Origin of the sequence: Gallaecimonas sp. GXIMD4217, from assembly GCF_038087665.1 — a bacterium.
Lineage (GTDB): Bacteria > Pseudomonadota > Gammaproteobacteria > Enterobacterales > Gallaecimonadaceae > Gallaecimonas.
Map to the genome: position 1 here is coordinate 966,674 of NZ_CP149925.1, position 22,117 is coordinate 988,790.

The following is a 22,117-nucleotide window of genomic DNA, read 5'->3' on the forward strand; positions in this document are numbered from 1 at the left end:
TAACCCATGTCCAAGCCGCTGCGTGTGGGCATGGTGGCAGGCGAGGCCTCCGGCGACGTGCTGGGGGCCAGTCTGATCCAGGCCCTGAAGAAATCCCATCCCGACCTTATCCTCGAAGGCATTGGCGGCCCGCTGATGCAGGCCGAAGGTTTCGACAGCCTCTATCCCATGGAGGAGCTGTCGGTCATGGGCCTGGTGGAGGTGCTGGGACGCCTGCCCAGGCTGCTCGGTATCCGCCGGGGCCTGGTCCGCCATTTCATCGACAACCCGCCGGATGTCTTCATCGGTATCGATGCTCCCGACTTCAACCTGGGGGTGGAGAAGCGCCTCAAGGACAAGGGCATCAAGACGGTGCATTACGTCAGCCCCTCGGTCTGGGCCTGGCGCGAAAAGCGGGTGCACAAGGTCAAGGCCGCCACCGATCTGGTGTTGGCGCTGCTGCCCTTCGAAAAGGCCTTCTACGACAAGCACCATCATCCCTGCGTCTTCGTGGGTCATCCTTTGGCCGACGAGGTGCCTCAGGAAAGCGACCAGGCAGCGGCCCGTGATGCCCTGGAGCTGCACGGCGACGGCCACTACCTGGCCATGCTGCCGGGCTCCCGGGGCGGCGAGGTGGCCCGCATGGGACCGCTCTTTGCCGAGGCCCTGCCGCTCATCCGTGCCCAGCGCCCGGAGCTGGAGATCCTGATCCCGGCCGCCAACGACAAGCGCCGCGAGCAGATCGATGCCCTCTTTGCCGGCCAGGACGGGGTTCATGTCTTCGACGGCCAGGCCCGCACCCTGATGGCGGCCTCGGACGCCATACTGCTGGCCTCCGGCACCGCCACCCTGGAAGCCATGCTGGTGAAAAGGCCCATGGTGGTGGCCTACAAGGTCCATCCCTGGACCTACCGCCTGGCCAAGCGCCTGGTGCGGGTGACCCGTTTCAGCCTGCCCAACCTGCTGGCCGATGCCGATCTGGTGCCGGAGCTGATCCAGGACGACGCCACCCCACAAAACGTGGCCGAGCAGGTGCTCAAGGCCCTGGACGATCGGGAGCAGGTGGGCCGCTTCGGCGAGCTGCACCAGCTGCTGCGCCGGGACGCCTCCGCCAAGGCCGCCGAGGCGGTGCTGAAGCTGGTGGAGGGCACATGCTGATCGCCGGTGTCGACGAAGTGGGCCGCGGGCCCCTGGTGGGTGACGTGGTGACGGCGGCGGTGATCCTCGATCCCGCCAGGCCCATCGAAGGCCTGACCGATTCCAAGAAGCTCAGCGAGAAGCGCCGCGAGGCCCTGGCGGTGGAGATCCGCGACAAGGCCCTGGCCTTTGCCATAGGCCGGGCCAGTCCCACGGAGATCGACGAGCTGAACATACTCCATGCCACCCTGCTGGCCATGCAGCGGGCCGTGGCCGGATTGGCAGTGCTGCCCGACAAGGTGCTGATCGACGGCAACCGCGTGCCGGCCCTGCCCATGGCCGCCGAGGCCGTGGTCAAGGGCGATGCCAAGGTGGCCGAGATCGGCGCCGCTTCCATCCTGGCCAAGGTGGTCCGGGATCAGGAGATGCTGACCCTGCACCGGCAGCATCCCCACTACGGCTTCGACCGCCACAAGGGCTATCCCACGGTCGAGCACTTGCGTCTGCTGGCCGAGCATGGTCCCCTTGAGCAATACCGCAAGAGTTTCAAACCGGTGCGCCGGGCACTGGGACTGGAGAGCTGATGGCCGATCCCGCTTTCATTCACCTTCGCGTCCATTCCGATTTCTCCATGGTCGATGGCCTGGCCAAGGTCGGGCCCATCCTCGGCCGCATCGAGGAGCAGGGCTCGCCGGCCGTGGCCCTGACCGACCAGGGCAACCTCTGTGGCCTGGTGCGCTTCTACGGCGGCGCCCACGGCAAGGGCATCAAGCCCATCATAGGGGCCGATCTCTGGGTGCGCTCCGAGCCCATGCAGGACGATCTCTACCGGCTGACGGTGCTGTGCCAGAACAACAGTGGCTATGCCCACCTCACCGAGCTTATTTCCCGCTCCTACCTGCGTGGTCACCTCCAGGGCCGGCCGGTGGTGGACAGGGACTGGCTGGCAGAGCTCAGCGAAGGCCTGATCCTGCTGTCCGGCGGCAAGGACGGCGATCTGGGCCAGCTGCTGCTCAAGGGCAACCAGGCCCTGATCACCGAGGCGGTCGACTTCTACCGGCAGCATTTTCCGGACCGCTTCTACCTGGAGCTGCTGCGCACCAACAGGGCCGACGAGGAGAATTACCTCCATGCCGCCGTGGCCCTGGCCGACGAGCGCGAGCTGCCGGTGGTGGCCACCAACGAGGTGGTGTTCCTGACCAGGGACGACTTCGAGGCCCACGAGACCCGGGTCGCCATCCGCGACGGCTATGTGCTGGCCGACCCCAACAGGCCCAAGCTGTACAGCGAGGAGCAGTACCTCAAGAGCCCAGAGGAGATGGCCGAGCTGTTTGCCGACATCCCCGAGGCCCTGGAAAACAGCGTCGAGATAGCCAAGCGCTGCAACGTCACGGTGCGTCTGGGCGAATACTTCCTGCCCAACTTCCCCACCGGCGATCTCAGCATCGAGGACTACCTGGTCAAGGTGTCCCGGGAGGGCCTGGAAGAGCGCCTTGAGTTCCTGTTCCCGGACGAAAAGGTGCGGGCCGAGAAACGCCCCGAATACGACGAGCGCCTGCAGATCGAGCTGGACGTCATCAACCAGATGGGCTTTCCCGGCTACTTCCTGATCGTGATGGAGTTCATCCAGTGGTCCAAGGATAACGGCATTCCCGTCGGTCCCGGCCGGGGCTCTGGTGCCGGCTCCCTGGTGGCCTATGCGCTCAAGATCACCGACCTGGATCCCCTGGAGTTCGACCTGCTGTTCGAACGCTTCCTGAACCCGGAGCGGGTCTCCATGCCCGACTTCGACGTCGACTTCTGCATGGACAGGCGCGACGAGGTCATCGACCACGTGGCCGAGCTGTACGGTCGCAACGCCGTGTCCCAGATCATCACCTTCGGTACCATGGCCGCCAAGGCGGTGGTGCGGGACGTGGGCCGGGTCATGGGCCATCCCTACGGCTTTGTGGACCGCATCTCCAAGCTGATCCCGCCCGACCCCGGCATGACCCTGAAGAAGGCCTTCGAGGTGGAGCCGCGCCTGCCCGAGGTCTACGACGGCGACGAGGAGGTGCGGGCGCTGATCGACATGGCCCGCAAGCTCGAAGGGGTCACCCGCAACGCCGGCAAGCACGCCGGTGGTGTGGTGATCGCCCCCACCAAGATCACCGACTTCGCCCCCATCTACTGCGACGACGAGGGCCACCATCCGGTCACCCAGTTCGACAAGAACGACGTGGAGACCGCCGGCCTGGTCAAGTTCGACTTCCTGGGCCTTAGGACCCTGACCATCATCGACTGGGCGCTGGACATGATCAATCCGCGCCTGGCCAAGGAAGGCAAGGCGCCGGTGGACATCGCCGCCATCCCCCTGGACGACAGGGAGAGCTTCCGGCGGCTGCTGGGGGCCGAGACCACGGCGGTGTTCCAGCTCGAATCCCGGGGCATGAAGGAGCTGATCAAGCGCCTCAAGCCCGACTGCTTCGAGGACATGATCGCCCTGGTGGCCCTGTTCCGACCGGGGCCGCTGCAGTCCGGCATGGTGGACAACTTCATCGACCGCAAGCACGGTCGCGAGGCCATCTCCTACCCGGACGAGCAGTGGCAGCACGAGAGCCTCAAGCCGATCCTGGAGCCCACCTACGGCATCATCCTCTACCAGGAACAGGTGATGCAGATAGCCCAGGTGCTGGCCGGCTACAGCCTGGGCGGCGCCGACCTGTTGCGCCGGGCCATGGGCAAGAAGAAGCCGGAGGAGATGGCCAAGCAGCGGGCCGGCTTCGAGGAAGGTGCCGTCAAGAACGGCATCGACGGCGAGCTGGCGATGAAGATCTTCGATCTGGTGGAGAAGTTCGCCGGCTACGGCTTCAACAAGTCGCACTCGGCCGCCTACGCCCTGGTCTCCTACCAGACCCTCTGGCTCAAGGCCCATTACCCGGCCGAGTTCATGGCGGCGGTGATGTCCGCCGATATGGACAACACCGACAAGATAGTCACCCTGGTGGACGAGGTGCGTCGCCTGGGGCTGACCATACTGCCGCCGGACGTCAACACCGGTCTCTACAAGTTCAACGTCAACGACCAGGGTGAGGTGGTCTACGGCATCGGCGCCATCAAGGGCGTCGGCGAGGGCCCCATAGAGGCCATCCTGGAGGCCAGGGAGCAGGGCGGCCCCTTCGCCGACCTGTTCGACTTCTGCAACCGCGTCGACCTGAAAAGGGTCAACAGGCGCATCCTGGAGCGGCTGGTCCAGGCCGGCGCCATGGACAAGCTGGGGCCCCTGGGCGGCGACCTCAAGGGCCGCCTCGGCGAACAGCGGGCCCGGCTCTTTGCGACCCTGCCCGAGGCCATCAAGGCCGCCGAACAGCACGCCAAGGCCCAGAGCGTCGGCCAGCACGACATGTTCGGCCTCATCAACGAGGATCCCGAGGACGCCCAGCAGAGCTTCGCCGAGGTGCCGGCCTGGTCCGACGAACAGTGGCTGCAGGGCGAAAAGGAGACCCTGGGGCTCTATCTTTGTGGCCACCCCATTGACAGGTACCTCAAGGAAATCAAATATCTGTCTTCATACCGCCTCAGCGAGGCCATGCCCACGCCCAAGGGCGGCAGCGTCACCCTCACCGGCCTGGTCATCGCCGTAAGGCAGATGGTCAACAAGAAGAACGGCCGGCGCTGGGGCATCATCACCCTGGACGACGCCTCTGGCCGACTGGACGTCATGCTCTATGCTGATGTTTACGAGCAGTATCAAGAGCTTCTGATCTCCGATCAGATCCTGTCCGTGGAAGGACAGGTCAGCTTTGATGACTTCAGCGGCGGTTTTAGAATGACGGCACGCAGTGTTGCCACCATGACCGAGGCCAGGGAGCGCCATGCCCAGGCCGTCAGCCTGGAACTGGCCAGCGACGACGCCGGCAAGCTGGGGCAGCTGAAGGCGGCCCTGGAGCCGTTCAGCCAGGGGACCTGCCCGGTGGAGATCCACTACCGGCATCCCCAGGCCCAAGGCCGGTTCCGGTTGGGCGTCGGCTGGCGGGTCAGCCCCACGGATGCGCTGCTGCATCAGCTCGGGGCACTGCTGGGTGAGTCCAGGGTGGCAATCAAATACGAATAAGCACAGGGTGGGAGCCTCCGGCCCTGAAGAATGGAAGAATCATGAGCCTGAATTTTCTCGACTTCGAACAGCCCATCGCCGAGCTGTTGGCCCAGATCGACGAACTGAAAGCGGTCAGCCAGAACAACGAACTGGATCTGAACATCAACGAGCAGATCAGCCAGCTCCAGGACAAGAGCGACGAGCTCACCAAGAAGATCTTCAGCGATCTCAACCCCTGGCAGGTGGCCCAGATGGCGCGCCATCCCAACAGGCCCTATACCCAGGACTACATCGAGCACATCTTCACCGAGTTCGACGAGCTGGCCGGCGACCGTGCCTATGCCGACGACAAGGCCATCGTTGGCGGCGTCGCCCGGCTGGACGAACAGCCGGTGATGGTCATAGGTCACCAGAAGGGCCGAGACGTGCGCGAGCGCACCAAGCGCAACTTCGGCATGCCGCGTCCGGAAGGCTACCGCAAGGCCCTGCGCCTGATGGAAATGGCCGAGCGTTTCAAGATGCCCATCATCACCTTCATCGACACCCCTGGTGCCTATCCCGGCGTGGGTGCCGAGGAGCGCGGCCAGTCCGAGGCCATCGCCCGCAACCTCAAGGTGATGTCCGCCCTCAAGGTGCCGATCATCTGTACCGTCATAGGTGAAGGCGGCTCCGGCGGCGCCCTGGCCATCGGCGTCGGCGATCGCGTCAACATGCTGCAGTACTCCACCTACTCGGTGATCTCCCCGGAAGGCTGCGCCTCCATCCTGTGGAAGAGCGCCGACAAGGCCTCCGTGGCCGCCGAGGCCATGGGCATCACCGCCCAGCGCCTCAAGGAGCTGGATCTCATCGACAGCATCGTCACCGAGCCCCTGGGCGGCGCCCACCGCAACCCGGCCTCCATGGCCCGCAGCCTCAAGGCCCAGCTGCTGGACGATCTGACCGCCCTGCAGGCCCTGGACACCGAGACCCTGCTGGACAAGCGCTACCAGCGCCTGATGGGGCACGGTTACGCCTGATGACCCTCTGTCTCGACGACAGCCTAGGCCCCCGGCTGCCCGCAGCCGGGGGCCTTGTCGTTCTGGCCCTGTCCGGCGGCCTGGACTCCATGGTGCTGCTGCGCGCCCTGGCCGACTTTGCCCGCGCCCATCCCCGGCACCGCTATCTTGGCGTCCATGTCCACCACGGCCTGAGTCCCCATGCCGATGCCTGGGCCGAGCATTGCCGCCGGGCCTGCGCGGCCCTGGGGCTGCCCTTTGCCCTTGAGCGGGTCAGCCTCGACAAGGGCCCCCGCCAGAGCCTGGAGGCCCTGGCCAGGGAGGCCCGCTACCGGGCCCTGGCCAAGTACCTGGAACCCGGCGCCCTGCTGCTGACCGGCCACCATGTCGACGACCAGGCCGAAACCTTCCTGCTGGCGGCCCGGCGCGGCTCCGGCGGCCTGGGCCTGAGCGCCATGGCACCGGCCCAGCAGCTGGACGGCGGCGCCTGGCTGCTCAGGCCCTTGCTGGCCCATGGCCGCAAGCAGCTGCAAGCCCTGGCCGAGCGGTGGCGGCTGGACTGGGTGGAGGACGAGTCCAACCTCGACACCGGCTTCGACCGCAACTTCCTGCGCCACCAGGTGCTGCCGCTCCTGGAGGGGCGCTGGCCCGGCACCGGCCAGGCCCTGGCCCGCAGTGCCCGCCACCTGCAGGCCGAGCGCCAGGCCCAGGACTGGTTGCTGGGCCAATGCCTGGACAGCCTGCTGGACGGCCATGGCAGCCTGTCCCTGGCCCACTGGCAGTCCCGGCCCGAGCCGGTGCGGCTGCTGCTGCTGAAAGGCTGGCTGGCCCGCTTCGCTGACCGTGCCAGCGAGGCCAGGCTCAGGGCCCTGGACGGGCAGGCGCTGGCGTCGGCGGACGCCAGCCCAATGGTCACCACCGAGCGGGGCCAGGTGCGCCGCTTCCAGGGTCGTTACCATTGGCTGGCGGCCTTGCCCCAGGTGCCGGCAGTGCTGCCGGCCTGGCAGGGCGACAGCATTGCCCTGGAAGGCCTGGGAAGGCTGGAGGCCGAAGGCGAGCTGGTCGGGGCGGCGGTCCGCTTCGGCCTGCCCGGCAGCCGCAAGGCCTGGCCGGCGGGACGTGACAAGGCCCGTGAGCTCAAGAAGCTGTGGCAGGAATACGGGGTGCCGCCCTGGCTGCGCGGCGCCTGGCCGGTGCTGGTAGAGGGGGATGTCGTCAAGGCCGTGCCCGGCCTGTTCCTGGCCAGGGAGGTGGTGGGTGAAGTGCGTTGGCTGGAGGCGCCGGCGGTTTTTGCCCCCTTCCTTGGGGCATCGGACTAGGCCTTCTTCAGGCAGCCGCGACCGGCATCCTTGGCCTCATAGAGGGCGACGTCCGCCCTGTGGTGCCAGTCCCCGTCACTTTCCTTCTCATTGCACTGGGCCAGGCCCAGGCTGATGCCGACGCCAAATCGGCGCAGGGTCGGCTCGTCGGCCACCTGGCGCAGCAGGCGCTGGCCGAAGATCTCGGCCCCGGCCAGATTGGTCTGGGGCAGCAGCAGGGCGAACTCGTCGCCGCCGATGCGGTACACGGCATCCGAGCCCCGGCTGGCGGCCTTCAGGGTCTGCGCCAGGGCCGCCAGTACCCTGTCACCCTGCTGGTGGCCGTGGCGGTCGTTGACCGGCTTGAAGTTGTCCAGATCCACCAGGGCCAGGCTGATGGCACCACAGGTACGCTCGCACAGGGCCCTCAGCCTGGCCCTGTCTTCCTCGAAGGCGCTGCGGTTGCCCAGGCCGGTGAGGGCATCGGTGCGGGCCTGGCGAACCATGGCCTGGTACTGCAGGGCATTGCCGAGCGCCGGCAGCAGCAGGGCGTGCCAGTGCGCCAGCTGTTGTCTTTCCCGGTGCGACAGCGGCCGGCAGAAGCCGTAGCGGATGGGCTGGTCCCCGGCGGCAAGCTCCAGCCACTGGCGGGCCGGGCTGGCCTGCAGGGCGATGCCGCCCTGGGTGCAAATGGCTGCCAGGGGCAGGCAAGGGCTTGCCGCCTCCAGAAAGGTTCGCAGCACCGTCAGTGGCTCCAGGCTCTGGTGCAGTTTCAGGCCCAGGGCCGGATCCGGTCTTTCGTGGGAGAGCGTCTGTTCGACTCTCAGCATGTCCATAGCGTCAACCTCTTGGCATCTGGCTAGTATCAGGCAAAAAGCGTGCCTATCTGTTGAGCTACCCTGAACAGGTGACATTAGGGGCTTTGCGATGCTGTCTCTGTTGGCGGGTTTACTGCTGCTTATCCTGGTGCTGGCACTGCTGCTGAGGCTGGTGCGGCTGCCGCTGATCCTGGCCTACCTGCTGGCGGGCATGCTGGCGGGCAGCCAGGGCCTGGGCTGGCTGCAGGAAGGGCAGCAGCTTTCCGAGCTGGCGGAGCTGGGCATAGTGCTGCTGCTGTTCTCGTTGGGCCTGGATTTCTCGGTGGCGCGTATCCGCGCCCTGGGACGTCGGGTCTGGCTGGGGGGCGCCGCCCAGGTCAGCCTGGTGGTGGTGATGGTGCTGGGTCTCATCGCCCTGGGTGGAGGCGAGCCGGGGGCGCTGTTTTTCGTGGCCCTGGCGGCGGCCATGAGCTCCACCGCCGTGGTCATGCGCGAGCTGAGCCGGCGCAAGGCCCTGAAGGGCCGGCGGGCCCAGTCGGCCCTGGCCATTTTGCTGTTCCAGGACTTGCTGGCGGTGCCGGTGCTGGCCTGGCTCAGTGCCAGCGGCCAGCAGGGCCCCTGGTACGAGCTGCTGGGCCTGGTGCTGGCCCAGGTGCTGGCCTTCCTGGTACTGGCGCTGACCATCGGCTGGTGGCTGCTGCCCAGGGTGCTGGCGCCGTTGTTTCGGCTGGAAAGCACCGAGCTGCTGCTGATCGCCGCCCTGGGGGTGGTGATGGGCGCCGCCGCCCTGGCCCACGGCCTGGGGATCTCCTCGGCCCTGGGCGCCTTCGTGGCCGGCCTGGTGCTGGCCGGCACGCCTTTCAAACACCAGTTCGATGCCGACATCAGGCCCTTTCGGGATCTGCTGATGGGGCTGTTCCTGGTGGTGGTGGGCAGCCAGCTGGATCCCGCCTGGCTGTGGAGCCACCTCTCCTGGGTGCTGATGGCCCTGGCGGCGCTGATCGCCGTCAAGTTGCTGGCGGGTTTCCTGGCGCTGCGGCTGGTGGGCGAGGCGCCCAGGGATGCCAGGGACGTGGCCCTGGCCTTGTGCCAGCTGGGTGAGCTGGGGCTGGTGATCCTGGCCGTGGCCGAGCTGCCGGCCCAATGGCAGCAACTGGGGGTCTCCCTGGCGGTGCTGACCATGGCCATGACCCCGGCGCTGGTGAAGATCCCCTACCGCCATCCCAGGGTGGAGGCCGAGGCCGGTGTCGGCCACGACGCCCAGGTGCTGATCCTGGGTTTTGGCCGGGTCGGCCAGGTGCTGGCGCAACTGCTTGGCGAGGCCAAGATCCCCTTCCTGGTGGTGGATCTGGAGCCGGTGCGGGTGGCGGCCGCCGCCCGCAAGCAGATCCCCATCCTGCTGGGGGATGCCCGCAGTGCCGATCTGCTCAAGCAGATCGGCATCCGCAACATGAAGCTGGTGGTGGTGACTTTCGGCAGTGCCGGCGAGGTCAACGGTCTGGTGCCGCGGCTGCGCTCCCTGGCCCCCACCGCCGAGGTGCTGGTGCGGGTGCCGGGCCAGGCCCAGCTCAAGGATCCCCGTCTGGGCGGTGCCCAGCTGGTCTGTGACGAGCTGGAAGGCCTCCATGCCATGGCCAAGCTGATGCTCAACCAGTTGCCCCTGGAAGGCGACAAGCGCGCCATACTGATGACCCACCTCAGGGACAAGACCAGGGGCCGGGCCGGTGCCCGGCTATGGCGCGCCTGGCTGCTGGCCCCCCGCCATGGTGGCTGTGGCCACAGCCTGGCCGAACTGGGGCTGTGGCACGGCGAGGTGCGGGTACAGCGCCTGGAGCGCCAGGGGGGGGAGCTGGCCCGCAGCCCCGGCCTGGTGCTGGAAAGTGGCGATCTGCTGATCATGGAAGGGCCGGCGGCGGCGGTGAACCGGGCCTGCGAGCGGCTCAGGGCCGGCCCCGAGCTGGCGTCCCAGTCTCAGGAAGAGTAATAACGCGACCGCCTTCAGCGCCTGGGCAAGTCCAGGAAGCTCAGCAGCGATTCTTTATGGGCCTGGGCATCCTGGTAACCCAGCGCCATCAACTCCTGGCAGTAAGGGCCTTCGAACAGCAGGTAGGACAGCAGGCTGGACTCGGATCCTTCGTCTACCCCCAGCAGCCGCAACAGGCCACGAATGGCCCTGGGCAGGCGCTGGTAGTGGCGCTGGGCGATCATGTCCAGGTTCTGGCTGGGGTTGATCATCAGGGTCTGGATGGGCTTGAGGGACAAGTCTTCCCGCTTGTCGGGCGGGATCAGCTTCAGGGTCTGGTTGATGCGGGTCAGGCGTTCCAGATCGGCGTTCAGGGAATCCGTGAAGATGGTGTCCAGCAGGTGGCCGGCGATGGTGCCCACCGTGGGGTGGTGGGGGGTCCTGTTGGTCTTCAGGGGCGTGCCCTTGGGCTCCTCCATGCCGAAGATCAACATCCTGTCGGCCCCCAGGTGGATGGCCGGGCTAAGCGGCGACAGCTGGTGGATGGTGCCGTCGCCAAAGTACTGATCCTTGATGCGCACCGAGGGAAACACCAGCGGCAGCGCCGCCGAGGCCAGCAGGTGGTATTCGTTGATATGGGTGCGCAGGCCCTCCCGCTTGGCCCTTTGCCAGGGGCCGTGGGCGTCGTCGGCGGCGAAGAAGGTGACCGAGCGCTGGCTGCTGTAGGAGGAGGCGGTGACCGCCAGGGCCCTGAGCTTGCCCCTGTTGATATGGCCCTGGATGCGGGGGAAGTCCATGACCTCGGACAGCAGCTTGCGAAGGGGCGCCGGATTGAGCAGGGACGGGGGAACCGGGTTGGCGTAATCGGCCTGGAACAGGGTGGCCAGCCTGGCCAGCAGGTGCTTGCTGACCCTGGCCAGGTCGGCATGGTAGACCTGGCCGGTTTCGAACTGGCTCCAGACCTGCTCCAGCTTCTTGACCCCAAGCGCAAAGCAGGACGCGAAGCAGGCCAGGGTGGTGCCGTTGATGGCGCCGGCCGAGGTGCCGGTAATGATGCCGAAGGGCAGTGGCGCGTTACGGGGCTGCCACTGGCTGATCGCCTTGAGCAGTCCTACCTGGTAGGCCGCCCTTGAGCCGCCGCCGGTCAGGACCAGTGCCGTGTTCTCTCTTTCCATATGGCCTTGTTGTCTCCCCTTTACCTAAGAAGATGACACAGGGCCGGGCATTTTTGAATGCTCAGGCCTTTTCCCGGCACTGGCCCCGGTAGCGGACCTGGCGCTCGTTCACTTCGCTGTAGCTGAGTTCATAGCCGGTCAGGCAAAAACCGCTTTGCTCTAGCCTGCTTTCCAGCAGTTGCAGGAAGCGCGCATCGCCGGCGGCCGGCGCCCCGGTTCGGTCACCCCTGGTGCGGTTGCCTTTGCCGCGGCCAGCGCCCTTGCTCCGGCGCTGGCCCTGCTGTTGCCGTACCAGGGTGTAGGAGAACAGCTTGCTGCCGTCGTCCAGGATGCGGGTGGCAAAATAGATCTCCGGCTGCCTGGGCTCGGGCGCCGATTGGCAGCCCAGCAGCGCCAGCGGCAGCAACAAAAGCGGTGTTCTGAACATGTCGGTTTCCTCCATCTGGGCCCAGCATAACCAGGGCCGGCGTTGCTGCCGGTAAAGGCGGGGTAAAGAAAAGCAAAGGGCGATATCGTCCTGGCGCAAGGCCAATAAAAGGCCTGATCCGGGCTGGCATCGGCGCCAGCCCGGGACCATGCTGTATAGATGACAAAGAGGGGAGGTTGACCAAGGCATGAAACACCGCTGCCCGGCCTAACAGGGCAGCTGGGAGGTAACGGCATGAAACCCATCCTACTGGCGGCGCCCATCCTGCTGGCCGCCCCGCTCCTGGCCCAGGAGCCCTTCTCCGAACTCAAGGTGCTTATCGAGATCAACGCCACCGACGGCGACGCCGGTTTCCACGTGCTGCTGGATGCCGACGCCTGGAAGGAGGTGCGCATCGACGACCCCGATGGCCGGAAGATCTTCAAGGAGCAGGCCACCGCCAGCCTGCGCGAACAGGGCCTGACCGAAAACTTCTTCGAGAGTGCCGAGCCCAGGTGCCAACCGGATCCGGAGGATCCGGAAGAAGAAGTGGTGCCCCTGGCCGAGTTCCTGGAACGCTTCCCGGCCGGTGACTACGGCTTCAGCGGCAAGACCCTGGAGGACGGCATGCTGGCGGGCAGCGCCACCCTGACCTATGCCCTGCCGGCGGCGCCGGCCGCCATCGCCTTCGACGGCGCCACCATCAGCTGGCAGGCCGGCATCGACCTCGGCAATTGCCACGATCCCGAGCTGGTCGCAGGCGGCGTCATCGCCGATCCTGCCACGGTGCCGGTGGTGGCCTGGGAGGTAGCCATGGAGCCCGCCGACGATGCCGTGGTGCTGCGCAAGTTCAGCGTCCAGGTGCCGGCCGGGGTCATGGCGGTATCGGTGCCAGGCCAGTACCTGCAGGCCTACCTGGACATGGGGGTGTCCGAGTTCAAGGTGGAGGTGGGCGCCATCGAGGCCAGTGGCAACCAGACCTTCAGCGAGGCGGAGTTCGAGCTGGGCAATGGTGACGACTAGCCAATAAAAAACCCGCCATCGGGCGGGCTTTTCACTAAGGCCGCTATCAGTTGGCCAGGCGCTTGTTGATCTCGGCCACCACGGTGTCCAGGGGCAGGGCCTCCTTGTCGCCGCCACGGCGGTGCTTGTACTCCACCTCGCCGTTGTCCAGGCCGCGCTCGCCGATGACGATGCTGTGGGGGATGCCCACCAGCTCCATGTCGGCGAACATCACGCCGGGACGTTCCTTGCGGTCGTCGAACAGCACGTCGACACCGGCGGCCTTGAGTTCCTCATAGAGCTTCTCGGCGGTTTCCTTGACCCGGTGGGACTTGTGCATGTTCATGGGGATGATCACCACCTCGAAGGGGGCGATGGCGTCGGGCCAGATGATGCCGCGGTCGTCGAAATTCTGCTCGATGGCGGCGGCAACGATGCGGGACACGCCCACGCCGTAGCAGCCCATGGTCATGATCTGGTGCTTGCCGTCTTCACCCAGCACGCCGGCCTTCATGGCCTCGGCGTAGTTCTTGCCGAGCTGGAAGATGTGGCCAACCTCGATGCCGCGCTTGATGCCCAGCACGCCCTTGCCGTCCGGGCTGGGGTCGCCTTCGACCACGTTGCGCAGGTCGGCCACCTCGGCCAGGGGCAGATCCCGCTCCCAGTTGATGCCGAAATAGTGCTTGCCGTCGACGTTGGCGCCGGCGCCGAAGTCGCTCATCAGCGCCACGGAGCGGTCGATGACCATGGGCAGCGGCAGCTTGACCGGGCCCAGGGAGCCGGGGCCGGCACCGACGGCGGCGCGGATCTCCTCCTCGGTGGCGAAGGTCAGGGGGCTGGCCACCTGGGGCAGCTTCTCGGCCTTGATCTCGTTGAGCTCGTGGTCGCCGCGCACCAGCAGGGCCACCAGCTCGGCGTCGACATCCTCGGCGGCCTTGACGATCAGGGTCTTGACGGTCTTCTCGATGGCCAGGCCGTATTTCTCCACCAGCTCGTCTATGGTCCTGGCGTCCGGAGTGTCCACCAGGCGCAGCGCCTCGCCGGGGGCGGCGCGCTCGCCGACGGCCACGGCCTCGGCCATCTCGATGTTGGCGGCGTAGTCGGACTCGCTGGAGAAGGCGATGGCGTCCTCACCGCTTTCGGCCAGCACGTGGAATTCGTGGGAGGTGGAGCCGCCGATGGCGCCGGTGTCGGCCAGTACCGGGCGGTATTCCAGGCCCATGCGCTCGAAGATGGCGCAGTAGGCCTGGTACATCACCTCATAGGTGTTCTGCAGGCATTGTTCGCTGAGGTGGAAGGAGTAGGCGTCCTTCATCAGGAACTCGCGGGAACGCATCACGCCGAAGCGGGGGCGCACCTCGTCGCGGAACTTGGTCTGGATCTGGTACAGGCTCAGGGGCAGCTGCTTGTAGCTGGCCAGCTCGTTGCGGACCAGGGCGGTGATCACTTCCTCGTGGGTGGGGCCCAGCACGAAGTCGCGGCCGTGGCGGTCCTTGAGGCGCAACAGCTCGGGGCCGAACTTGTCCCAGCGGCCGGTCTCCTGCCAGAGCTCGGCGGGCTGCACCATGGGCATCAGGGTTTCGACGGCACCAGCGCGGTTCATCTCTTCCCGCACGATGTTCTCGACCTTCTTGAGCACCCGCAGGCCGGACGGCAGCCAGGTGTAGAGGCCAGAGGCCAGCTTGCGGATCATGCCGGCGCGCAGCATCAGCTGGTGGCTCTTGATCTCGGCGTCGCTGGGCGTTTCCTTGAGGGTGGACAGCAAATATTGGCTGGTACGCATCTTCGCTAATTCGGCTTATTCAAATGGGGAAAGGACTAGTTTATCAGGGCTTGTTCGCCCCTTGAAGCGGTCCGGAGGCGTTCTTCCTCGGCCAGGGCCAGCAGCTTCTCCAGGGGCTGGCCCGGTTGCAGGGCCATGACCCCGGCCGACAGGCGCAACCTGGGGGTGAGCCGCTTGCCCAGCTGCTCGCATACCGCCTGGGCGAAGCTGTCCGGGTGGGGGTGGTTGCTCCTGGGCAGGTACAGCAGCAGCCGGGCGCCGTCGCCCCTGGCCATGATGTCCTCGGCCAGCAGCTCCTTGTTCAGCTCCTGGGCCAGGGCCTGCAGCATCTGGTCGCCCTGGCCGTAGCCGAAGTCCAGGTTCAGCTCGCGCAGGTTATCCAGGTGCAGCACCACCAGGCTGGCCTCGGGGGGCTGGGGCTGGCTCTGGCGCATGGCCAGCTCGGTGAACAGCCTGGAGCGGGTCCACAGGCCGGTGATGACGTCGTTGCCGAGCTTCTCCTGGGCATGTTCCAGGCGGCGCCTGGTCACCTGCAGGGCGCCGTGCTGGCGGCTCAGCAGCCACAGCAGCAGGCCGCCAAGCAGCGCCAGCACGGCGCTGCTCAGCCAGGGCAGCCAGGGGCGCTCGTTCAGGTGGCCGGGCCTGTGCAGGAAGGCGGACACGTCGGCGATGGGCGGCAGCTGCCCGGTCTGGGTGAGGATGTCGGCGATACGGCGCCAGCGGCGCTCGCTCACGTGCCCCAGACTGACCAGCTCGGGCATGATCAGCTGGCGGGCCATGTTCAGTTCGAAGCGCATGTGCTCCCGGGTCTTGGTGACGCCGTAGTACTCGCTGATGATGTCCAGGGTCTCTTCCGGGTGGTCGACGGCATACTCCCAGCCCCTGAGGCTGGCCTGGAGAAAGCGCTGGGCCCGCAGCGGGTGGCGCTCCAGCTCCCGCTCGGTGGTGAACAGGATGTCGGAATAGAAGTCCAGGTCCTGGGCCCGTGGATCCAGTATGGTCACCGGGATGCCCAGCTCCTGGAGGTAGAAGGGCTCATTGGTCAGGTAGGCGTTGAAGGCGTCGACCCGGCCCTCGATGAGATCGCGTACGTCCGTGCTGGTGCCCAGGTGCTGGAAGCTGTCCGGCTCTATGCCGCTTTTTCTGAGCATGGCGATGAGCTCGGGGTCGAGATCGCCGGGGAAGAACATCACCTTCTTGCCGGGCAGATCGGACAGGGTCTTGATGCCGCTGTCGGCCCGGGCCAGCAGCACAGAGGGGGAATGCTGGTAGAGGGCCGCCAGGGCCTTGAGGGGGGCACCGCTTGCCCAGCGTACGAACACCTCGGTGTTGCCGACCCCGTAATGGGCCCGGCCCTCGGTGACCTCGTCCACCGGGAAGCGGGACGGGCCGCCGGCGCGGATCTCCACGTCCAGGCCGGCTTCCTGGTAGTAACCGAGGTGCTTGGCCATGTAGTAACCGGCGAACTGGGGTTGGTGCAGCCAGCGAAGCTGGAGTACCAGGTGATCCTGGGCCCGGGCGGGCAGGGCCGCCAGGACGGCGAGGCAAAGTAGCAGGAGGCGCATGGCAACGTGTTCTAGTTTTCCCTGAAGTACTATGGGCCAGGGCCCTGTGCGAGTAAAGCCCTAAGGGCGCTCAAGTGCCACCACCAGGCACTGGTCGCCGGCCACCCGAAAGCGCACGTTGTGGCCGCACAGGCCGACACCGTAGACCCGTTCGGGGTCGCTCTGGTAGGCGGGCCTGGGATCCTGGGCCAGCACTTCCTCCACCAGCAGCGGGAAATCCGCCGCCAGCCCCTTGAGGGCCCTGAGCTGCTGCCTGGCCTCGGCCGACCAGGCCACCGCCAGGGGCGCCGGCGGCGCCTCGCTGGCGTAACCGGCCCTGGCGTGTGGCAGGGCGTCGGCATAGGGGATGTAGGGCTTGATGTCCAGGATGGGGGTGCCGTCGACCAGATCCACGGCGCCCAGCTCCAGCCAGGCGCCCTTGGGATCGGCGTGCACCGCCTTGAGCTCCACCAGCGACAGGCCGATGGGGTTGGGCCTGAAGGTGGAGCGGCTGGCGAAGACCCCGACCTTGGCATTGCCGCCCAGGCGCGGCGGGCGCACCAGGGGCTTCCAGCCCTTGTCCAGGTGCTCGTGGAAGCAGAACAGCAGCCACAGGTGGGAGAAGGCCTCCAGGCCGCGAACGGTGTCGGGATGGCCGGCCTCGCCGGTCAGCCTGAGGACGGCGGTGCCGTGTTTGATCAGCCTGGGCTGGCGGGGGACGGCAAACTTTTCATCGAAGGGACTCTGGACCACGCCTATGGGCTGCAGCTGCATGGGGCTTCTCCTGGTTGGGGCGGCCCAGAGTCTACGCATTCAGGGCGATTCGCGCCAGATGGCCTCGCCCTGGCAGAGGGCCTGGCTGAGGCAGCCGGGGGCGGCGTCCTCGCTCAGCAGCAGGCACTGGCGGAAGACGATGCCGTTGCCGCCCAGCTGGTAGGCCTGGCGGCGGGCATCCGTCCTGGCCTCGGCCAGGCTGGCCGGGGGCGCATTGGCGGCCTGCTGGCAGTGCTGTCCCTGGACCAGGCCCAGGCTCCGATACGGCTTGCCGGCCAGGGCATCGGGGCTGTACACGGCCACCCTGGAGGGCACGAAGTAATCCTGGATGGCGGCGCCATCCAGGTTGCTGTCGACCTGGTAGCTGCCGGCGCAGCCGGCCAACGCCAGCGCCGCGGCGCTCAGGAGCCAGTACTTCATTCGCCTTGCCCCTTCTGCCGGTACTTGCGGTAGAGGCGCTTCTGGCGGTTGTCCAGGTTGACCTTGCGGCCGTCGATGAACATGGCCTCGACCCCGAAGTCCGGGTAGTCGAACAGGGGGGCGGCGGTGAGGATCAGGGTCGCCGACTTGCCCAGGGCCAGGCTGCCGTATTGCTGATCTATGCCCAGCAGCTTGGCGGCGTTGAGGGTCACCGACCGCAGGGCGGCCTCCTCGGGCAGGCCCCAGGCCATGGCCTGGGCCACGGCGAAGGGCAGATCCCGGGCCGACCAGCCGGCGGGCAGGGCGATCACCGGGGCCAGGCCGGCCTGATGGAGCCTGGCCGGCAGGGTGAAGGCCTGATCGTAGGGGGCGTCCTCATGGTCGGGCAGCCCCTGGGGATCCGTGGCCACCACGGCGACGCCCCGGGCCTTGAGCTCGGCCAGGGCGGTCAGGGCCACGGGGCCGGCCACCAGGGACCAGGCCAGATCCTGCTCGGCGGTGAAGTCCAGGGCCTGGGTCAGCTGGCCCTGGCGGGACAGGTGGATGAACAGCGGCAGCTGCCTGCTGAACAGGCCGCGCATCGGCTCCAGGCGGGCGTCGACGGGTTGATCTTCGCGCTGGCGGCGGCGTTCGTCATAGGCGCGGGCCTTGCCGAACAGGGCCTTGAGGCCGTCCAGGGCCTGGCTGTCGGCGCTGTCCGGCCAATAGAGGTGCAGGCCGGTGTCGGCCTTGACCAGCATGTCGCGGCGGTTCCAGCCGTCCAGGCGCATGGCGGCGCTGCGGCCGGCCACCAGGTTGCCATTGGGGGCCACTTCCGCCAGGGCGATGCCGTTGGCGCGCACCGTGGGGATAATCTCGGAGTCGGCGTTGAAGGCGGCCTCGGCGGCCACCTCGGGGGTCAGATCGCCCACCTCGCTGAAGTCGCGGGTGGCGCGCACCGCGTCCACCTCGCTCAGGCCCAGGCGGGTGGACAGGGCGATCAGGCCGGGATAGACGTGCTTGCCGCTGGCCTCGATGACCACGGCCTTGTCGGGAACCGGCAGATCCGGCCCCAGGGCGGTGATCAGGCCGTTCTCGAACAGGATGTCGCTGCCGGCCAGCACACCCTGGTCGGCGGTGTGCAGGGTGGCGTTGGTGATCAGCACCGGGCGTTTCTGGATCTCGCCGGGGGCCATGTCATGGGCCAGGGTGGGAACGGCCAGCAGGCCAAGTATGCAGAGCCAGTTTTTCATTACAGTGCCTCCCTGTGCAGATCGTCGCAGTGCCAGTGAACCAGGGGCGGGCGGTAGCCCTCCTGGTCTTGGTCCGGCTGTTCGCCGCTGGCCAGGACCTTGTTGATCAGGGCCTGCTTCTCGTCCATGACCCGCTCCCGCTGCTGCAGGTCACGGCCGCGGTCGAAGTAGCGGCGGCCGTCCACCCAGGTGGCCTGGACCTTGGCCCGGGCGGTCAGGGGGTTGGCGTCCCAGAGCACCAGATCGGCGTGCTTGCCTTCCTTGATGGAGCCCACGTACTGGTCCACGCCCAGCTGCTTGGCCGGGTTGAGGGTGACCATCTTCCAGGCGTCGGCCGGCGCCATGTTGCAGTAGGCCATGGACTTGGCCGCTTCCAGGTTGAGGCGGCGCACCAGATCCGGGGAATCGGAGTTGATGGAGGTAAGCACCCCCTTGTCGTGCATCAGGCAGGCGTTCTGCACTATGGCGTCGTAGACCTCGAACTTGTAGGCCCACCAGTCGGCGAAGGTGGAGGCGCCGGCACCGTGCTCACGCAGCTCGTCGGCCACCTTGTAGCCTTCCAGCACGTGGGTGAAGGTGCTGATGCTGAAGTCGAACCGCTCGGCCACTTCCATCAGCGCCAGGATCTCCGAGGCCACGTAGGAATGGGCGTGGACCAGGCGCTCCTTGTCCATGATCTCCACCAGGGCGTCGAGGCGGTAGTCCCGGCGCGGCGGCAGCTGCCGGCCCTGCTTGCGGCGGCTGAGCAGATCGTAGGCCAGGCGGCTTTCCCGGTATTCGCGGGCGGACTGGAAGGCGTCCGCCACCAGGGCCGGCACCCCCATGCGGGTCTGGGGATAGCGGCGGTCGAAGTCATCGCCCCAGTTGGCCTGCTTGACGTTTTCACCCAGGGCGAACTTGATGGAGGGCGGTGCCTGCTTGAACTTGAGGCCGTTGCCGTCCTTGCCCCAGCGCAGCTTGATCAGCTGGGCCTGGCCGCCGATGGGGTTGGCGCTGCCGTGCAGCAGGTGGGCCGTGGTGGTGCCGCCGGCCAGGGCCCGGTAGATGCCGATGTCGTTGGGGTTGAGCACGTCGCCGATGCGCACCTCGGAGGTGACGGCGTCGGAGAATTCGTTGACGCCGCCGCTGATGGCCAGGTGGGAATGCTCGTCGATGATGCCGGCACTCAGGTGCAGGCCGGTGCCGTCGATCTTCTGGTAGCCCCTGGGGGTCTCCAGGCCCTGGCCCACTTCCTCTATCTTGCCGCGGCTGACCAGCACGTCGGCGTTCTTGACGATGCCGTCGTCCTCGGAGGTCCAGAGGGTGACGTTGGCGATGTGCAGCTTCTCGCGCTCGGGCAGGGCAGGGACGCCGTAGGCCAGGTTGGGGTAGCTGAGCTGGCCGACCAGGGCTTCTGAGGCCTGCGGTTCTTCCTCCTGTTGCGGCTGGACCGGCGTCAGGCTCAGGGGCTGGGGGCCGGAGCTCAGGCGCAGTTCGTCATTGTGCCAGGACAGCACCCAGTGCTGGGGCTTGTCGTCGGCCACGAAGGACAGGTTCAGGCGGCCGTCCACATAGGCGCTCTGCACCTTGAGGGCGTCATCGCCCTTTTTCAGGGTCACCTCCGGCTTGGCGTCGCCGCCGATGCTCAAGCGGTAGCCGCCGGCCACATCGAAGTCGCCCCACATGCGGGCCAGGCGCAGGGGGATGCGGGCATGGGGCTGGCCCTGGGTCCAGACCGAGAGGATCTTGCCGTCGTCGAACAGGTTGTCGTTGGCGATGACCAGATCGGCCATCATGCCCGGGGCCAGCCTGCCGGCCTGGTCCTGGATACCGGCGATGGCCGCGGGCACCGTGGTCAGGGCGGCCAGGGCCTGCTGCTCGCTGAGGCCGCGCTTGACCGCCTTCTTCAGGTTCGGCCAGATGGAGCCCTCGCTGTCATGGCGGGTAAAGGCCAGCTTCAGGCCCTGCTCGGCCAGGATGGCCGGATTGGAGGGGGCCCGCTCCCAGTGGCGCAGGTCGGCCAGGGTGACCTGGCGGCGCAGCTCGGCGCTGGCCAGGGCCGGCGGCTTGGGAAAGTTGAGCGGCAGGATCAGGGTGTCGGCGGCCTTGGCCACGGCCTCGGCGCGCTGGTATTCGAACTGGCTGCCGAGATAAACGGGCTTGAGCTCGAAACCGGCGAACAGCCTGGCGGCGCTGAGCAGGTTGTTTTCGTCCGTCGGCGCCACCACCAGGCCGTGCTGCTTGAGCGGGCCCAGGGCCTTGAGGTCGGCGTTGTATTCCAGTTCGGTGGCGGCCAGGCTGCGGCCTTCGGCCTCCCGGTACCAGGCGGCGTCGGACAGGGTCTGGCGCACCAGGGCCATGGCCCCCATCAGCGAGCTGGGGTATTCCTGGGGCGAGCTGCCCTTGTCGAAGGACAGGAACTGGCGGCCCTGATCCTTGTAGATGAGCTGGTTGCTGTCCTTGTCGGCCAGGGACAGGGTCACGGCATAGCCCTGGAAGATGCCGTCCAGGCGGGCGCTGCTGAGGGCGGTGAAGCCGTCGTCGAGCCAGGCCTTGGCCTGCTCGGGATCGTGCTTGACGCTGTCGCGCCAGTGTCGGCTGGCATGGATGGCGGCGTTATAGGCCTGGCCGCCGGGGCGTTGCCAGCGGTAGTGGGGGCCGTCGTCGGTTTCCGGGTAGGCGGGCTCGGCCAGGCCGTAGTTGGAATAGGGATCGATGAAGCCGGGGTAGATCCAGGCGCCCTTGAGGTCTATCTCCCGGCTGCCGGGAGGGGCCTGGTCGGTGATGTCGAGGATGCGGCCGTCGCGGATCACCAAAGTGGCGTCGTCGCGGCGTTCGCCCGGGGCGGTCACCAGGGTTGCGTGGGTCAATGCCAGGGTCTGTCCCGGCTTTGCATAGAATCCCTGGGGGGCCTGGGTCTGGGCGCCTATCGCCAGGGCGCCGGCGGGAATGGCCGCCAGGCTCCACAAGGGCATTTTCCAAGTCCGTGCCATGCCTTGCCTTCCTTATCTTTTTTAGTGCGGCAATGACACCACAGGGGAAACGCCAAGGCAATGGCTGGCCGATCAATGGCCTACCAGACAGGAGCAATGCCTAAAAAGCCATCAGCCGGCGTGGATATGGTGGCGCAGGAAGTCTTCCAGGGCCTCCCGCTCGCTGTCGTTGGCGGCCTCGTAATAGGCCTGGAAGGCCAGGTGCTCGCCGCTGCGGCAGATGATCTCCAGCTCCAGCAGCTCGTCGCGGCTGGCCGGGCGCACGTCGGCCAGGTCGGCCAGGGCCAGCGACTGGGGCAGGTGCTCCCGGACCGGCAGGTAGTAGAGCTTGCCTTCCTTGATGGCCAGGAACTCCTCCACCGGGTTGTTGAGCACCCAGTAGATGAGGGTGGTGGCCAGCAGTATGCCGGTCACCAGCGACCACAGCGGCAGCCCGAACAGGGGCGCCATGAAGGCGGCCACGGCCATGGCGGCGGCCAGCAGCATGAGTTTGATACTGAAGGGTTTGGCTCTGTGGAGACTGGCTTGGGCCTTCCTGGCCATA

Annotated in this window: 17 protein-coding genes; 7 read left to right on the forward strand and 10 right to left on the reverse strand. The window is 67.1% G+C overall.

The window, feature by feature from the left end; genetic code table 11:
• Positions 1-6 precede the first annotated feature (6 nt).
• Genes lpxB through tilS form a run of 5 tightly spaced genes read left to right on the forward strand, consistent with a single transcriptional unit; the run spans position 7 to position 7,505 of the window.
• Positions 7-1,137: a lipid-A-disaccharide synthase gene (gene lpxB, locus WDB71_RS04780; protein WP_341503500.1), complete on the forward strand. Its 1,131-nt coding sequence runs from the start codon at positions 7-9 to the stop codon at positions 1,135-1,137.
• Positions 1,131-1,700 (forward strand): ribonuclease HII, encoded by a 570-nt coding sequence (rnhB, locus tag WDB71_RS04785; protein ID WP_341503501.1) that lies wholly within the window; start codon positions 1,131-1,133, stop codon positions 1,698-1,700. Before lpxB ends, rnhB begins: the two co-directional genes overlap by 7 nt.
• A complete protein-coding gene (gene dnaE, locus WDB71_RS04790) occupies positions 1,700-5,209 on the forward strand; it encodes a DNA polymerase III subunit alpha (protein WP_341503502.1) in 3,510 nt (1,169 codons plus the stop codon). The genes rnhB and dnaE overlap by 1 nt, the downstream gene beginning before the upstream one ends.
• A 41-nt stretch (positions 5,210-5,250) precedes the next feature.
• Positions 5,251-6,207: an acetyl-CoA carboxylase carboxyl transferase subunit alpha gene (gene accA / locus WDB71_RS04795; protein WP_341503503.1), complete on the forward strand. Its 957-nt coding sequence runs from the start codon at positions 5,251-5,253 to the stop codon at positions 6,205-6,207.
• Positions 6,207-7,505: a tRNA lysidine(34) synthetase TilS gene (gene tilS / locus WDB71_RS04800; protein WP_341503504.1), complete on the forward strand. Its 1,299-nt coding sequence runs from the start codon at positions 6,207-6,209 to the stop codon at positions 7,503-7,505. Before accA ends, tilS begins: the two co-directional genes overlap by 1 nt.
• Here tilS and WDB71_RS04805 read toward each other — a convergent pair.
• A complete protein-coding gene (locus WDB71_RS04805; RefSeq protein ID WP_341503505.1) occupies positions 7,502-8,320 on the reverse strand; it encodes a GGDEF domain-containing protein in 819 nt (272 codons plus the stop codon). The genes tilS and WDB71_RS04805 overlap by 4 nt on opposite strands.
• 91 nt (positions 8,321-8,411) lie before the next feature.
• Here WDB71_RS04805 and WDB71_RS04810 point away from each other — a divergent pair, with 91 nt between their 5' ends.
• Positions 8,412-10,286 carry a cation:proton antiporter gene (locus WDB71_RS04810; protein ID WP_341503506.1) on the forward strand — a complete coding sequence of 625 codons (1,875 nt, stop codon included), beginning with the start codon at positions 8,412-8,414 and terminating at the stop codon, positions 10,284-10,286.
• A gap of 14 nt (positions 10,287-10,300) precedes the next feature.
• Here WDB71_RS04810 and WDB71_RS04815 read toward each other — a convergent pair whose 3' ends face one another.
• A complete protein-coding gene (locus WDB71_RS04815; protein ID WP_341503507.1) occupies positions 10,301-11,440 on the reverse strand; it encodes a patatin-like phospholipase family protein in 1,140 nt (379 codons plus the stop codon).
• Between the two features lie 61 nt (positions 11,441-11,501).
• A complete protein-coding gene (locus WDB71_RS04820) occupies positions 11,502-11,867 on the reverse strand; it encodes a hypothetical protein (protein ID WP_341503508.1) in 366 nt (121 codons plus the stop codon).
• 234 nt (positions 11,868-12,101) lie between these two features.
• Between WDB71_RS04820 and WDB71_RS04825 the strand changes: the two genes are divergently transcribed.
• Positions 12,102-12,869: a hypothetical protein gene (locus WDB71_RS04825; RefSeq protein WP_341503509.1), complete on the forward strand. Its 768-nt coding sequence runs from the start codon at positions 12,102-12,104 to the stop codon at positions 12,867-12,869.
• Between the two features lie 46 nt (positions 12,870-12,915).
• Here WDB71_RS04825 and WDB71_RS04830 read toward each other — a convergent pair whose 3' ends face one another.
• The 7 genes from WDB71_RS04830 to WDB71_RS04860 form a co-directional block, all read right to left on the reverse strand.
• A complete protein-coding gene (locus tag WDB71_RS04830; RefSeq protein WP_341503510.1) occupies positions 12,916-14,631 on the reverse strand; it encodes a proline--tRNA ligase in 1,716 nt (571 codons plus the stop codon).
• A 35-nt stretch (positions 14,632-14,666) separates the two neighbouring features.
• Positions 14,667-16,196 (reverse strand): ABC transporter substrate-binding protein, encoded by a 1,530-nt coding sequence (locus tag WDB71_RS04835; protein ID WP_341503511.1) that lies wholly within the window; start codon positions 16,194-16,196, stop codon positions 14,667-14,669.
• Between the two features lie 60 nt (positions 16,197-16,256).
• Positions 16,257-16,949 (reverse strand): tRNA (N6-threonylcarbamoyladenosine(37)-N6)-methyltransferase TrmO, encoded by a 693-nt coding sequence (gene tsaA, locus WDB71_RS04840; protein WP_341503512.1) that lies wholly within the window; start codon positions 16,947-16,949, stop codon positions 16,257-16,259.
• Positions 16,950-16,988: 39 nt separating this feature from the next.
• Positions 16,989-17,369 carry an Rcs stress response system protein RcsF gene (rcsF, locus tag WDB71_RS04845; protein WP_341503513.1) on the reverse strand — a complete coding sequence of 127 codons (381 nt, stop codon included), beginning with the start codon at positions 17,367-17,369 and terminating at the stop codon, positions 16,989-16,991.
• Positions 17,366-18,601 carry an amidohydrolase family protein gene (locus WDB71_RS04850; RefSeq protein WP_341503514.1) on the reverse strand — a complete coding sequence of 412 codons (1,236 nt, stop codon included), beginning with the start codon at positions 18,599-18,601 and terminating at the stop codon, positions 17,366-17,368. Before WDB71_RS04850 ends, rcsF begins: the two co-directional genes overlap by 4 nt.
• On the reverse strand, positions 18,601-21,573 hold the full coding sequence (locus WDB71_RS04855) for an amidohydrolase family protein (protein ID WP_341503515.1): 2,973 nt from the start codon (positions 21,571-21,573) through the stop codon (positions 18,601-18,603). Before WDB71_RS04855 ends, WDB71_RS04850 begins: the two co-directional genes overlap by 1 nt.
• Before the next feature lie 111 nt (positions 21,574-21,684).
• Positions 21,685-22,116, reverse strand: a complete 432-nt coding sequence (locus WDB71_RS04860) for a hypothetical protein (RefSeq protein ID WP_341503516.1) — start codon at positions 22,114-22,116, stop codon at positions 21,685-21,687.
• Position 22,117: the final 1 nt, after the last annotated feature.